At 39.6% G+C, this 15,227-nt stretch carries 12 protein-coding genes; 9 read left to right on the top strand and 3 right to left on the bottom strand.

Annotation, left to right across the window (positions count from 1 at the left end; genetic code table 11):
- Positions 1-60: 60 nt before the first annotated feature.
- The 7 genes from FJA49_RS04815 (at position 61) to FJA49_RS04785 (ending at position 8,583) form a co-directional block, all read left to right on the top strand.
- Positions 61-3,147 carry a T9SS type A sorting domain-containing protein gene (locus FJA49_RS04815; RefSeq protein ID WP_158629442.1) on the top strand — a complete coding sequence of 1,029 codons (3,087 nt, stop codon included), beginning with the start codon at positions 61-63 and terminating at the stop codon, positions 3,145-3,147.
- A gap of 244 nt (positions 3,148-3,391) precedes the next feature.
- Positions 3,392-3,730, top strand: a complete 339-nt coding sequence (locus FJA49_RS04810; RefSeq protein WP_139999417.1) for a hypothetical protein — start codon at positions 3,392-3,394, stop codon at positions 3,728-3,730.
- 105 nt (positions 3,731-3,835) lie between these two features.
- Complete coding sequence (locus FJA49_RS04805; protein ID WP_233590070.1) at positions 3,836-4,657, top strand: MbnP family protein; 822 nt, start codon at positions 3,836-3,838, stop codon at positions 4,655-4,657.
- 106 nt (positions 4,658-4,763) lie between these two features.
- Positions 4,764-5,807 (top strand): cytochrome-c peroxidase, encoded by a 1,044-nt coding sequence (locus tag FJA49_RS04800; protein WP_139999413.1) that lies wholly within the window; start codon positions 4,764-4,766, stop codon positions 5,805-5,807.
- A 25-nt stretch (positions 5,808-5,832) separates the two neighbouring features.
- On the top strand, positions 5,833-6,792 hold the full coding sequence (locus tag FJA49_RS04795; protein WP_139999411.1) for a transporter family protein: 960 nt from the start codon (positions 5,833-5,835) through the stop codon (positions 6,790-6,792).
- A gap of 161 nt (positions 6,793-6,953) precedes the next feature.
- Positions 6,954-7,925, top strand: a complete 972-nt coding sequence (locus FJA49_RS04790; RefSeq protein ID WP_139999409.1) for a polysaccharide deacetylase family protein — start codon at positions 6,954-6,956, stop codon at positions 7,923-7,925.
- Between the two features lie 16 nt (positions 7,926-7,941).
- The gene (locus FJA49_RS04785) at positions 7,942-8,583 is read left to right on the top strand and encodes an MgtC/SapB family protein (protein WP_139999407.1); all 642 of its coding nucleotides are present in this window, start codon (positions 7,942-7,944) and stop codon (positions 8,581-8,583) included.
- Positions 8,584-8,594: 11 nt separating this feature from the next.
- On the opposite strand, the gene FJA49_RS04780 is transcribed toward FJA49_RS04785, so the two are convergent.
- Both FJA49_RS04780 and FJA49_RS04775 read right to left on the bottom strand, forming a co-directional pair.
- Positions 8,595-9,365, bottom strand: coding sequence for an ABC transporter permease (locus FJA49_RS04780; protein WP_139999406.1), 771 nt, complete (start codon positions 9,363-9,365; stop codon positions 8,595-8,597).
- A gap of 11 nt (positions 9,366-9,376) precedes the next feature.
- The gene (locus FJA49_RS04775) at positions 9,377-10,177 is read right to left on the bottom strand and encodes an ABC transporter ATP-binding protein (protein WP_139999404.1); all 801 of its coding nucleotides are present in this window, start codon (positions 10,175-10,177) and stop codon (positions 9,377-9,379) included.
- A 135-nt stretch (positions 10,178-10,312) separates the two neighbouring features.
- Between FJA49_RS04775 and FJA49_RS04770 the strand changes: the two genes are divergently transcribed.
- On the top strand, positions 10,313-10,930 hold the full coding sequence (locus FJA49_RS04770; protein WP_233590069.1) for a TetR/AcrR family transcriptional regulator: 618 nt from the start codon (positions 10,313-10,315) through the stop codon (positions 10,928-10,930).
- A gap of 43 nt (positions 10,931-10,973) precedes the next feature.
- Positions 10,974-12,260, top strand: a complete 1,287-nt coding sequence (locus FJA49_RS04765) for an MFS transporter (protein WP_139999399.1) — start codon at positions 10,974-10,976, stop codon at positions 12,258-12,260.
- A gap of 52 nt (positions 12,261-12,312) precedes the next feature.
- On the opposite strand, the gene acnA is transcribed toward FJA49_RS04765, so the two are convergent.
- The gene (gene acnA, locus FJA49_RS04760; RefSeq protein ID WP_139999397.1) at positions 12,313-15,090 is read right to left on the bottom strand and encodes an aconitate hydratase AcnA; all 2,778 of its coding nucleotides are present in this window, start codon (positions 15,088-15,090) and stop codon (positions 12,313-12,315) included.
- Positions 15,091-15,227: the final 137 nt, after the last annotated feature.

The following is a 15,227-nucleotide window of genomic DNA, read 5'->3' as shown; positions in this document are numbered from 1 at the left end:
GTTACATTGTCCACTAACCCGATCGTTATTGTTATCAAAACGTTCACAAAACAAATTCCTATGAAAAAAATTATGTTTTCTATGATGGTCTTTATTTTTTTAAGTTATCATGCAAATGCGCAGGCACCTCCCAATGACGATTGCACTGGTGCAGTAAATCTAAACGTAAATACAGATCTTTCCTGTACGTTAAAAACTTCCGGAACGCTATCAGGAGCTACAAATTCAAACGTTATAAGTAGTATGGGGTTTACTCCCAGAGATGATGTCTGGTATACTTTCACGGCCACTACTCCCTTTCACAGAATCAGTCTGAAAAATGTAGAAAACAATGCTCAGTTAGCCGTTGAAATTTTTAATGGAGCCTGTGGACAGCTTAACTCTTTAGCCTTTGGTGAAAATAATTCAACTCCTACTCCGCAATTAATCATTGGAACCACTTATTATGTTAGAGTATTCAGTAGAGGAAATCCTTCAAGCAGTACTTTTGAAATTTGTATTAATACACCTCCTCCTATAACAAATGACGAGTGTTTAGATGCCACTGTATTGACCGTAAACTCGGATCTCACCTGCACATCAACGACTTCAGGACATCTTATGGGTGCTACCCTTACAGACACAAACTTTATGGCAAATGGCGACGTGTGGTATTCTTTTACTGCAACAGCACCAACTAACAGAATAAGTCTAAGCTATGAAGATAATGAAGCTATGCTTTCATTCGACTTTTATACAGGAAATTGCGGAGCTTTGACAAATGTTTCAGATAGTACTCCTAATCTGATTCCAGGTGCCACTTATTATATAAGAGTTTTCAGTTATTCAGAAGTACCTATCGCAACAACCTTTGACATTTGCGTCCAAACACCGCCTAGGCCCAATAATGATGACTGTACCAATGCAATAGCCCTTTCAGTAAATACTGACCAATCCTGTACCTTAAAGACCTCAGGCACAGTAATTGGTGCTACACGTTCTGTGGAAAACAGTGCTATTCCCGGAATATTAAATGATGTATGGTATACTTTCACAGCTACTGCCACAACCCATAAAATAAGTTTTTTAAATTTAGAAGAAACAGAAAGAAATGGAGTCGGCTATGAAGTTCTGGAAGGAAATTGCGGGCAATTAATAAGTATTGACAGTTCTCCATCTGGTAAGATTTCGTCACTGACTGTAGGAAACACCTATTATATAAGAGTATTCAGCATCCCGCAATATATATCATGGTCCTTTACTTTTGATATTTGTATCAGCATACCTTTACCTCCACCTGTCAATGATGAATGCTCAAATGCAATTACTCTTGCCATAAATCCTGATACATCGTGTACCCTAAAATCTGCAGGAACAATTGATGAGGCTAAAGATTCAGGGGAAGGAAGTAATATGTTGGGAGCTCCAGACGATGATATATGGTATAAATTTGTGGCTACAGCAACGTCACATACAATCAGTATTCTGGATATTGAAGGTGATCCTGCTTATCTTATTTATGAACTGATGCAAGGAATCTGTGGTGGCCAGTTGGGAAGTATCTATACAACTTTCCGGCAATCAAGCAAAATTTCTGGGCTAACTATTGGCGAGACCTATTATATAAGAGTTTTTAGCAGTGATCAAGGTGTGAACTATACTACTACTTTTAACATTTGTATCGCATTACCTCCTCCTCCTCCTGTAAATGACAATTGTCAAAACGCAATAAATCTTCCAATAAATCCTGATGCATCCTGTACGCAAGTAATTGGCGGAACAATAGCAGGAGCCACAAATTCTTTAGAAGATGGTAGTGGTGAAATTGGTACACCTGATGATGATGTATGGTACAGATTTGTAGCTACATCAACTTCACATAAGATAAAACTTCAAAATGTAGAAGGAGAACAAACTGATCTTATCCTTGAAATACTTCAAGGTTCCTGCGGCGGACAATTGACAAGTATCAACATTAGTGATCGCTATGAAATCTTTATTTCTGACCTCATTATAGGAAATACTTATTATATAAGGGTATTTAGTTCTGATGTTAACACCATAGGTTCTTCCTCTTTTGATATTTGTATCACCACAGAACAGCGTCCTCAAAATGACAACTGTTCAAACGCTATAGCACTGGCTGTAAATACCGATTTATCCTGTACTTCAAAAGTCACTGGTACTTTAGTAAATGCTACCTATGAAGCCAATATTGGACAAGCAAGAGATGATGTATGGTATACATTTGTTCCGACTGCCGAAAACCATGAAATTAAAATTAGTCCACCAGGATATTCATGCCAAGTATATCGTTTTGATGGAGAATGTCAAGCTGAGGGAAATGAAACATTAATCCATGAAAGTCGAGAAGGGGCTGTCATAGCTTATGGTATGACTGTCGGAAACATCTATCTTGTAAAAGTATTTAGCTGGTGGACTATTAGTGATACTTTTGATATATGTATAGGAACACTGGCTCCAGCTCCGCCAAACGATCAATGTATTAATGCTACAAATTTACAAGTCGCAACAAGTCAAGAAGCAGGAGTATTCAATGCTACCACTGAAGGCGCTACTGATTTTTCTTATCTCCCAGCCGATCCTTTCTGTACTGATTATAACGGCGGAGATGTATGGTTTTCTGCCATCATACCTTCTGGTGGAGAACTCAATATACAAACAGGCACTCCCACAAATTCCACCATGTCTCCTTTCGATTCAGGAATGGAAGTTTTTTCTGGAGACTGTAATGTATTAGATTTGATAGAATGTAACGACAATATATCACCTACGGAAGTAAATTCTAAAATCACACTCACTAATAGGACTCCAGGCGAACAGATCTATATAAGAGTATGGGAAATTAGTAATGAAAATCCAAGACCTTTTACAATTTCAGCATGGAGTAATTCACTGAAAACTCCTGATTTTAAGGCAAATAAATTTAAAGCCTATCCAAATCCGGTACAAGATATACTGAATCTATCCTATGACCAGATCATTACAGCTGTCAGGATTTATAATGCTTTAGGACAAATTATAGCTTCTAAAGAAATTAACGACAAAAAGGGCAACATCGACCTATCTAATTTAGCAGCTGGTCCATACTTGGTTCAGATAAACAGTGACGGGATTTCAAGAAGCATGGCAATACTAAAAAAATAACACACAACATTTTGTATGATTAAAGGGCTGCTACTATAGTAGCCCTTTTTTTAATGTAAGTATATTTTGCCAGGAAATATCCCGGAATTGTATTCCCAATAATTTTAAAAAAGCAAAAATAGGTTTCCAAACATCCCATTTTTTTATTTTTTAGCAAATAAAAACAAGTAATAGCCTACACTTTTTGATTCCGTTTGCGTAAATTTGCGCTGTGAAAAAAATGGCATCTATATTCGCACTGTTTATGCTCCTGAAGCCTGTGCTTCCAGTCATCGAATATGCCGTTAATTACGATTACATCGCAACCGTTCTCTGTATTAACAAAGACAAGCCGGAAATGAAATGTAATGGTAAATGTCATCTGATGAAGGAGCTTGCCAAATCTTCTCAGGACGATAGTGATCAGCCGAAAGAAAAAAGATTCATGTCTTCAGAAAGTCATGTCCTTTTTTTTGAAGAAATCCTTGATTTCGGTCTCACTCCTGTAAAAAGCACTTTGGCCAACCAAAGTTCCAACACCTTCTACTCCAATCTGTACACTCACTTGGATGGCAGGTCTATCTTCCGTCCTCCCGTTTTTTAAATCTTTGATACAATCCTGAGAAGCCTGTTCGCAGCCTTCTGACTTATTTCTCCGCAAAAAACTTGCGGGGCCAATACTCTTATATCAAATTTTTAAAAACACATCATGAAATCATATATTAAAAATATAGCAGTACTTTTTGCTTTTACCCTATTTGTAACCTCTTGTTCCAGTGACGATGACAGCAAGCCTGTAGAAGGAACCTTTGGCGATGTCGAATTATTTTTTGACAACGGTGTATCGGGAGACGCACTAACGCTTGGAAACTCTTATACCAATTCCAATGGAGAAACTCTTACGTTAGAACGTTTTAACTATATCGTAAGCAATTTTGTGCTTCTTAAAGAAGACGGCAGCCAATTTGCCTATCCAAAAGAAGACAGCTACTTTATTATTAGTGAAGAAGCCGGAACCTTTACCGTACACTTAGAAAACGTGCCGGTTGGGGATTATAAAAAAATCAAGTTCGGTATTGGTGTTGACCAGCAGCGTTATCTGCAAGGAGAAACTGCTCAGCAAAGTTTCTGGGATTTGGCCGCCATCAATAACATGACATGGACCTGGTCTACAGGATACCGTTTCGTTAACTTTCAAGGTACTTTTACTGCTACCGGAGGCGATGGTGTTTCAAGAAGCTTTATGGTTCATCAGGGAAGCAATACGGCTACTGATAACTATAGAGAAGTCACCCTTAACCTGCCTACAACAGCACGTGTAAGAACAGGAGAAATGCCAAACATTCACCTGAAAAGTGATGCCAATGTTATTCTGGACGGAGACAACAAAATTGCATTACGTCAGAACATGAACCAGGCCGGTACTGCTGCCAGCATTATGGGAGGAGAAAACCTCATCAAGATTGCGGAAAACACTAAAAAAATGTTTACGGTAGACCATGTACATAATGGTGCCGGAACACACCACTAGACCTTCGCATTACTAAACTAAAAAAGAAGAGTCCGGTCGGGGAATTATCCCCGGCCGGATACTCCCTATATGCTAATCTGGAAAATTCCAGGCAAAAACTAATACAATGAAAAGAATAGCGTTCTTTCTGATACTGCTATCCGTTTTTTCATGTCAAAACGACGATAGCAATTATACTGAAATTAATCAGCCGTTGGATTTTATAGTCCCGGCTAACTTTCCTGAGCTTGCACAAGACATCAGCCGCAATTTTCCTACTCAAAAAGGATTTGAATTGGGAAGAAAACTCTTTTATGACGGGCGGCTTTCAAGAGACGGCACTGTTTCCTGTTCTTTCTGTCATGAACAGTCATCAGCTTTTACCCATCATGGGCACGATTTCAGCCATGGTATTGATGACCAGGCCGGAATCAGAAACGCTCCTGCCGTGCAGAACATGGCTTTCCAAAGTGAATATTTTTATGACGGCGCCTCTAACAGTATCGAAATGCTCTCGATAGTGCCCATACATAATCCTGTTGAAATGGATGAAACACTGGAAACTATTGTATCAAAACTCAGACAAGATCCTGTTTATGTAAAGCTGTTCGCACAGGCGTTTGAAAATAAAGAAGTCAGTTCAGGCAATATGCTCAAGGCACTCGGCCAATTCATGACGATGATGGTTTCTGCTAATTCAAGATACGATAAATTCGTACGCAATGAGCCACGTGGTACGCTTAGCAGCCAGGAATTGCAAGGACGTGCTTTATTTCAGTCCAACTGTGCCACTTGCCACAAGACCGATCTTTTTACAGACAATTCGTTTCGCAATAACGGTTTGCAGCCCAATCCTAACTTAAATGACTTAGGCAGGGAAATCGTGACCGGATTTCCTCAGGATCGTTACAAATTTAAAGTTCCAAGTCTTAGGAATGTGGACCTAACCGCTCCTTATATGCACGATGGTCGTTTTGGTTCGTTGCAATCGGTATTGAATTTTTATTCCAGTGGAGTACAAAATACGCCTAATCTGGATCCACAGTTGCAACAACATCCAACGTTGGGCATACCGCTCAACCAGACAGAAAAAGAAGCCATCATTGCATTTCTGAAAACATTAACCGATGAAGAGTTTATTCAAAACCCGCTCTTCTATTTCCGTACTTAAAAACGGAAACAAAAATAATAGTATAATGAAAAACACATTCCTTATCCTCGTGCTATTCTTTCTTATGGGGAATATAGCCGAGGCACACACCGAAAAAGATTCTATTTATTATCCGTTCAGAAACTACAGTATTTTTTTGGGAGATGACTGCGATGCCTGCGGATGCTCAGCCAATGGCGGAAGCATGGGATTCAGTTCTATGCTCAATAACAATTTCGTAGGCATACGCTATATCCATCAAAGTTATAAGAGTCGTGACGGTGTCTTTAACAATTCTCCCTGGATAGACGAAAACTTCAATACTGCCCAAATCTGGACAAGAATACCCTTAGGAAAACGAATTGAAGTGATGGGCTTGGTTCCTTATCACTTTAACAATCGTGAAAAGACTACCGGAAAAGAAGGTATTGACGGAATAGGCGATATAACCGTAATGGGGTTTTATACGCTTTTTGGAACTAAAACGGACAGTGCAACTGTACTCCACAAATTCCAATTAGGAGCGGGTATAAAAGCACCTACCGGAAAATACGACAGTGCCAATAATGGCAGTATTAATCCGAGTTTTCAGCTTGGAACCGGAAGTTGGGACTATATGCTGGCTTCTGAATATACCGTAAAAAAGAACAATTTGGGACTTAATGCCATACTCAACTACATTTTTAAAACCGAAAATGAGAAAAATTACCAGTTTGGTAATCAGTTTAATTACGCAGCAACATTGTTTTATAGCGCAAAGATTGACAACCTCAACGTAGTACCACAATTGGGACTTGCCGGTGAAAAATATGAAGATAACAAAGACCATGGCGAAAATGTTCCGCTTACGGCTGGTGACATCTTGTTTGGTAAAATGGGTGTAGAAGTAGGATTCAAAAAATTATCCTTGGGGCTAAACACCATGCTTCCTATCAACCAAAACCTGACGGGTGGCAGAGTTGAAGCCAACTATCGTTGGTCAGTCAACCTGAACTACTCTCTTTAGTAGCATACTGCTTAAATCCTGGCTGTTGATTTCTCTGCACAGAATCAATAGCTGGGATTTTTTTAATTCTCTATCATCTGTTTTAAGATTACTGTAGCTTCGTCTTTTAAAAATCTTTATTTTAGCTATATAATTTGGCAATTGCATAAAACTCTACGGTGATGAGAAACAAGTCCTTACTGATTTGCCTGCTTTTTTTCTTTTGCACTTCGGCATGGTCACAAGCCACGATAAGCAATTATAAAGTCTTTCTGGCAACTGCCAGTTCCGGGTCAAAAAACCTGCTCATCATCCGAAAATTCGAGCAATACGGAAACACCAATTATCTTGCTGTAGACCTCAACACCATGGAAACACAAATCCTTAGAGGCGACAAGCTAAAAACCAATGGTATCAACTGGCAAAAATTATATTCCGACTATGCCTCTACTTCTTATATAAAAGCATTGGCTTATGCCAAAAATCAGTCTTTTGCGTTACAGGATGCCGGAATAATACACGGCTGGCCTAAAGAAAAAGGCATAACGTTGACCATCGATTTGTGTCCGTCTCACAAACCTCTTGACAGAATCATCTTTACTTCGCTAATCTCTGAATTCGGGAAAATTGAAAAGCCGGTACCCATAGCACTTTCTATTACAGGCCGGTTTATGCTCGATCATTCCGATGATATTGAATGGCTCAAAAGTTTGGAAACAAAAGGCGATATCGATATTACCTGGGTAAACCACACCTATAATCACCATTATGACCCAAAAATACCATTAGCAGAAAACTTCCTTTTGGAACCGGGCACTAATATTGACTTTGAAGTTTTGCAGACAGAAATTGCCCTGATTGAGCGCCAACTATTGCCATCGGTCTTTTTTAGGTTTCCGGGACTTGTTTCAGACAACAGTGTTACCAACAGTATCATCAATTACGGACTGATTCCAATAGGCAGCGATGCCTGGTTAGCAAAAGGACAAAAGGCAAATGCAGGAAGCATCGTCCTGATTCATGGAAATGGGAACGAACCTGTAGGCGTAACTGATTTTATCAAGCTGCTTCAATCCGAAAAACAAGAAGTATTTAATAAACAATGGCTGCTATACGACCTGAAAGAAAGCATAAGCGAGGAATTTAAACAATAACCTTTAACAGAAGAATATGTCAACCGATTTTGAAATAATCATCCGATTCCTGCTCGCCATCTTATGGGGCGGCATTGTTGGTGCCGAAAGAGAATACAAAGGAAAAGCAGCCGGATTCCGAACCACTATCATGATTTCTTTTGGGGCCTGTTTCTTTACAATAATGTCGATTGCTATTGGCGGTGATGCTAATCCTGACCGGATAGCTTCCAATATTGTAACCGGTCTCGGTTTCTTATGTGCCGGTGTCATATTCAAATCCGATAACCATATCAACGGAATAACCACAGCAGCCACCGTTTGGGCTGTTGCCGCAGTAGGAATGGGAATTGGTGGTGGTTATTATATTGCTTCTGCAAGTGGCAGTCTGCTCATACTGTTTATCCTATTGATACTTCCCTATTTTCAAAAAATAATAGACAAAAAGAATCAGTTTCGAATACTTTCTATTGAATACCAGCAAAATTCTAATGCCCTTGAAATATGCCAGGATTTAATGAAAAAGCACAAAATACGCCATCAGATGGTTAAACAGATTCGGGAAAAAGAAAACATGACTACCGTTTGGGAAATGCATGCCAGTCAAGCCAATCTTATATTGTTTAGCAATACGATAATGGCAGAACCATCTATTGACCGGGTGGAAACATTACGCTAACAAATCAGAGTTTAGGTGATTACCTTGCTGTAAAGAGATCCGCCAATAGCTACAAAAATTGTAGAAATCACAAGTAAAATTACGATGTCGATAGTAAGGCTAAAACCTGAAACATTGCCAATCATAAGTGTACGTAATGCGTCGACCATATATGTCAGCGGATTAACCTGAGCAATCATCTTTAACCAGCCAGGCATAATCTCAATTGGATAGATGGCATTACTCGCAAAAAACAAAGGCATTGTCATCAATTGCCCAATTCCCATGAAACGCTCTCGTGTTTTTACCAGACAGGCAATAATCAGCGAAAAGGTAGAAAAGAATATGGCTCCTAGCATGACGACAACAAAAACACTCAACAAATTCAGCGGATTCCATAAAATCTTGACATTTAGCAAGAGTGCCAAAATATAGATAATAACCGCAATAGGAAGCGTTCGCAATCCGGCAGAAATAGCTTTTCCTAAAACAATTGCGGCATGAGGCGTAGGTGTTGCCAGCAATTTATGGACAAGTCCCAAATCACGTTCCCAGATAACTGCAATGCCTGAAAAAATGGATACGAACAAAACACTTTGAGCCAGGATGCCCGGAGTCATAAAATCAATATAATCTGTTTTTCCCGGCAGGGCGTGCATTTTAGCAAATACTTGTCCAAAAATAAGAAGCCACAATGCTGGCTGTACAGAACGCATTATGATTTCGGTTGGGTCGTGAAATATTTTTCGAACTTCCAATTCCGCTATTACAAACGCTTTTCGTATAAAATTAGTTATCTCCATATCTTCTTATTTTAACCCAGGCGACTGGAAGTTTTACGCCCTCTAGCAACATCCCGGAAACTGCTTCCCGATTCCTTAAGATTATCAGCCGTATAATGAATAAATACATCTTCCAGAGTAGCTCCTTCTTTTTCTATAGAAGCTTTTAAGTCTGCTGGCGAACCTATAATGGCCAACTTTCCACGTGTCATTAACGCAATCCTATCGCAAATACTGTCCGCTTCTTCCATCAGGTGCGTAGTCATGATTATCGTAGTTCCAAATTGTTTCCGAAGTGCGGTGATATGTTCCCATACCACATTTCTTCCAATAGGATCAAGTCCGGTAGTAGGCTCATCCAAAAACAAGACTAAAGGACGGTGCAAGGTAGATTGGGCAATTTCCAATCTCCGTATCATTCCGCCGGAATATTCTTTTGCCAATTTATGCATCACTTCTTCCAGTCCCATAAATTTTAAAGCTTCCTCTACTCTTTGCTTACGACCGTTTCTAGGAATATCATACAACTTAGCAAAAAGCATCAGGTTCTCATAGCCCGTAAGCGATCCGTCCGCAGAAATCATTTGGGGCACATAACCAATGATTCTCCGTATGTCATTTTTCTGCGTCTTTATATTATAACCGTTAATCCAGGCATCGCCAGTAGTGGGAGCCAATAATGTAGTCAGCATTTTTATCGTAGTACTTTTTCCCGATCCGTTTGGACCCAGAAGCGCAAATATTTCGCCTTCTGCTATCGTCAAATCAAGATCGTCGACGGCTTTAAAATCACCATAAGAACGAGACAATTTTTTAGTTTCAAGAATACTCATGTTGGTGTAATAAAAGAATCATTGCACTATTGCCTATAATTTAATCGTAACATAAAGATAATCAATATAGAATTATGTCGTAAGAACAACTCTCCCAATATTTTTCTAAAAAAATCTATTCTTTTTTTTAAATGAATGAATATTCATTTATATATTTGCGCCATGAGAATGAGAGATGCAGACAAGATTAGTCTTGTCAGGCAAAAAGCAATTGAATTAATTGCTACACATGGTCTGGAAGGCTTTAGTATGAACAAGCTTGCAAAAGCCTGCGGTATTTCAGTAGCTACCCTTTACATCTACTATAAAGATCGGGACGACCTTATCCTGAAAATTGCAGTAGAAGAAGGAAACATAATGGGGGCTGCCATGATTGTCGGATTTGACCCTGAAATGTCGCTCGAAGAAGGCTTGCGCAAGCAATGGGAAAACCGTTGCAACTATTCTATGAAAAATCCTAAGACGTCGCTTTTTTTTGAACAGCTTCGTAGCTCGTCTTATCAGGAAGAATTTCTTGCTTCATTTCTAAAAGAATTTAAGTCTGTGGTTGGCAAATTCATGCACAATATCATTGAAAGAGGGGAAATTGAAAGGATGCCCTTTGAAGTATATTGGTCAGTAGCTTTTGCCCCGCTCTACAATCTCATCCGCTTTCATAACGAAGGAAAAAGCAAAGGTGGAAGACCTTTTAAGCTGACAGACGAAGTACTATGGCTGACCTTCGACTTTGTAATAAAAGCGTTGAAAAAATAATAGTTACGCTAATTAATTAACAAATCATCAATTCATCAAAAATATGGACAAACAACAATCCATGTCTTTTACGGGTTATCAAAAATTCGTAATCTTTATATTGGCCATAACACAGTTTACGGTCATATTGGATTTTATGGTCATGTCGCCTTTGGGTGATATGCTTATGAAATCGCTTGATTTAAAACCTTCAGCATTTGGGATAGCCGTATCTGCTTATGCTTTTAGTGCTGGAATATCAGGACTACTAACAGCCGGTTTTGCCGATAAATTCGATAGGAAAAAATTATTACTGTTCTTTTACATCGGTTTTATTATCGGGACTATTTTTTGTGGTCTGGCAGAAAGTTATGCGACTCTAGTAGCAGCACGTATTTTTACCGGACTTTTTGGAGGTGTTATCGGTTCGATATCTATGGCTATTATCACTGATATATTTGCGCTACAGCAACGTGGTCGTGTTATGGGATTCATCCAGATGGGCTTTGGAGCCAGTCAGGTTTTAGGAGTGCCAATTGGTATTTATATTGCTACGTTATGGAAATGGGAAGCTCCATTCTGGATGGTCGCCGTTCTGAGTATCTTCATTGCCATTGCTATTGCCGTCTATTTAAAACCATTGACAGCGCACCTTTCTTTACAGCGTGATAAGTCGGCATTTGCCCACTTATGGCATACGGTTTCAAAACGTGATTATCGTATTGCTTTTACGGCAACAGCATTACTTTCAATAGGAGGATTTATGATGATGCCATTCGGAAGTGCCTTTGCGGTCAATAACCTGGGTGTCAATTACAACCAGCTTACGATGTTGCTAATGGTTTCGGGTGTCAGCTCGCTTCTCATTATGCCGGTCATAGGAAAACTAAGTGACAAGATTAACAAATACACCCTATTTGCCGGAGCATCTGTATGGATGATGGTAATGTGTGTGGTCTATACTAATCTTGGTGTTACACCGCTACCACTTGTTATGGTTTTTAACATTTTGATGATGATGGGTATCATGAGTCGTATGATTCCATCTTCAGCATTAACAAGTGCTGTTCCTGATATGGCAGATCGTGGAGCTTTTATGAGTATCAACTCATCATTGCAACAGATAGCGGGAGGAATTGCTGCTGCCGTTGCCGGAATGATCGTTACGCAAGAAAGTAAAGGTAGTCCATTACAGCACTACAATACGGTAGGCTATGTAATTGTAGTTATTTCCGTTATCAGTATTATCCTGATGTGGCGTGTCAATAAGTTAATAACCAAAAAACAGAAGTACACTCAGGTCACTCCTTTACAAGAGGAGGCACCTCAAAATTTAAATGAAGCTCTTTAAAAATAAAAAGCGGAAAGGTTTTCTTTCCGCTTTTTTATTGTCTAAATCAGCTTTATGATTTATGAAGGAACTGCCTTAATACATACTGCAATATGCCTTCGTTTCTGTAGTATTCGATTTCAATCTTGGAATCCAGTCTGGCAATAGCCTTAAATTGGATTTTTTCTCCATTTTTTTTCAGGGCTGTGACTTCAACTTCTTTTAAAGGTTTGATGTCATTAGCAATACCGGATATACTGAATTGCTCCGTTCCGGTTAATCCTAAACTTTCTGCATTCTGGCCTGGCAAATATTGCAAAGGCAATACGCCCATTCCAACCAGATTACTTCTGTGGATTCTTTCATAGCTTTCTGCCAATACGGCTTTTACGCCCAATAAAAAAGTCCCTTTTGCTGCCCAGTCTCTCGAGGAGCCACTTCCGTATTCTTTTCCTGCCAGAATCACCAATGGAGTCTGTGTTTCTTTGTATTTGATTGAAGCATCATACACTGTCATTTCCTCGCCTGTTGGCAAATATTTGGTATAACCGCCTTCTCTATCGGCCAATTTGTTTTTAATACGGACATTGGCAAAAGTCCCTCGAATCATAACCTCATCATGTCCACGGCGTGAACCGTAGGAATTAAATTCTTCCTTAGGTACTCCACGGTTTAGCAGGTATTTCCCGGCTGCCGATGATTCGTTATAAGAACCTGCCGGCGAAATATGATCGGTTGTGATGCTGTCTCCCAAAACCAACAAAGCAGTTGCATTTTCAATATCTTTCAAAGGTTGCGGATGGTCGGGAAGATTTTTAAAGAAGGGCGCTTCTTTGATATAAGTAGACTCCTCATCCCAAACATATATTTTCTCATTAGGCACTTCAAGATTCTGCCATATTTCATTACCGTCAAAAATAGTCCCATAACTGTTGGCAAACTGTTTAGGCGAAAGTACCGAGTTCATGATGCTATTAATTTCATCATTTGAAGGCCATATATCTTTCAAATAGACCGGCTGCTGGTTTGGATCATAACTAATCGGCTCATTTAACAGGTCGACATCAACACGGCCGGCAATGGCATAAGCCACGACCAGCATTGGCGACATCAGGAAGTTCATTTTTATTTGCGGATGTATTCTGGCTTCAAAATTCCTGTTGCCCGAAAGCACAGAAGCCATTACCAAATCATGGTCATCAATGGCTTTGGCAATATGGGAAGGAAGCGGACCTGAATTTCCAATACAGGAAGTACAGCCATAACCCACGATATGGAATTTCATTGATTGCAGGTCGTCTAATAAATCGGCTTTGATCAGATAGTCCGTAACCACTTTAGAACCCGGAGCCAGTGAGGTTTTTACCCAAGGTTTTACATTCAGTCCACGTTCTCTTGCTTTTCTGGCTACCAGTCCGGCTCCAATCATTACATACGGATTGGAAGTATTGGTACAGGAAGTTATGGCAGCAATGACAACAGCACCATCTGACAGCATGAATTGTTCTTGCCCTACGGTTACGGTAACAATTTTCATCCCGTCTTCCATTTTTTCCTCAATCTTTGTATCGGGCACCATTGCAGTTTCCTTGTGCGACTGTAGGCTACTTCCTCCTTCTGCAAACCATCGTGTCAGCTGTTCCTGTGGCTTGATGTATTTTCGGCCAAACGACTGATTCAGTACATCTATAAAAGTGGTTTGGAAATTTTTAAGCAATATCTTATCCTGCGGTCTTTTTGGGCCAGCTACTGTAGGTTCTATCGTGGAAAGATCCAATTCCAACACATGAGTATAGGTAATTTCTTCATTTCCGGTACGCCACAATAAATTAGCCTTACAATAATCTTCTACGAGTTGAACTTCATTCTCCGAACGGTTGGTCATCCGCATGTATTCTAACGTTTTCTCATCAATAGGAAAATAGGTAACGGTACAACCAAATTCAGGCGACATATTGCCAATCGTAGCTCTATCAGGAACCGTAAGATTATCTAATCCGGAACCAAAAACCTCAACAAACTTTCCTACCACGCCATATTTGCGAAGCAGTTCGGCAATGGTCAAAACCATATCGGTTGCTGTTGATCCCAACGGAATTTTTCCTGTCAGGCGTAATCCGATAACTTCCGGCATGATGAAATAAATAGGCTGTCCCAAAATCGCAGCCTCTGCCTCTATTCCACCAACGCCCCATGCAATAACTCCTATACCGTTTACCATTGGCGTGTGACTGTCTGTTCCTACCAGCGTATCCGGAAATACTTCTCCATTGCGTTGAATAACTCCTTTTGACAAATATTCCAGATTAACCTGATGGCAAATACCCATACCTGGCGGTACGACACTAAAATTGCCAAACGACTGCTGTGCCCATTTCAAAAACTGGTAACGTTCTTTGTTACGTTTGTATTCTTCATCCATATTACGATCGTAGGAATACTCCGTTCCAAAATAATCAACCTGTACCGAATGGTCAATAACCAGATCCACCGGAATCAACGGGTTGATCTCATCCGGATTTTTACCTTTCCGGGCGATTTCAGCTCGAAGTGAAGCAATGTCGACAACAGCAGGAACTCCTGTAAAATCCTGCATTAGGACTCTGGCAGGCTTAAACGGAATGTCTTTATCTGACGCTTCCGGTTTCCAATTCAGCAAAGTTTCAATATTTTCCTTAGTGATGGCAAAATCATCAAAGTTACGCAATGCATTTTCCAACAGTATCCTGATAGAAAATGGCATCTTTTTGATATTGTATCCATGCTTTTCCATTTCAGGCAGGCTATAATAAGTAAATGTGCCATTTTTAGTATTCAGCAATTTCTTAATCTGATAAATGTCGTTTGTCATAAGCTGCACGTATTAGTTAATTGAAAGTACTATAAAGATAAGGCTTATCCATGATATTGCAATGACTTAGAATCCTGATTTTCATAAAACAAAAAAGCGGAGAACAGTTCTCCGCTTTTTCTACCAGCATTTTATTT

It is taken from the genome of Flavobacterium microcysteis (assembly GCF_006385255.1).
Classification (GTDB): domain Bacteria; phylum Bacteroidota; class Bacteroidia; order Flavobacteriales; family Flavobacteriaceae; genus Flavobacterium; species Flavobacterium microcysteis.
This window is presented reverse-complemented; position numbering and strand designations above follow the sequence as displayed.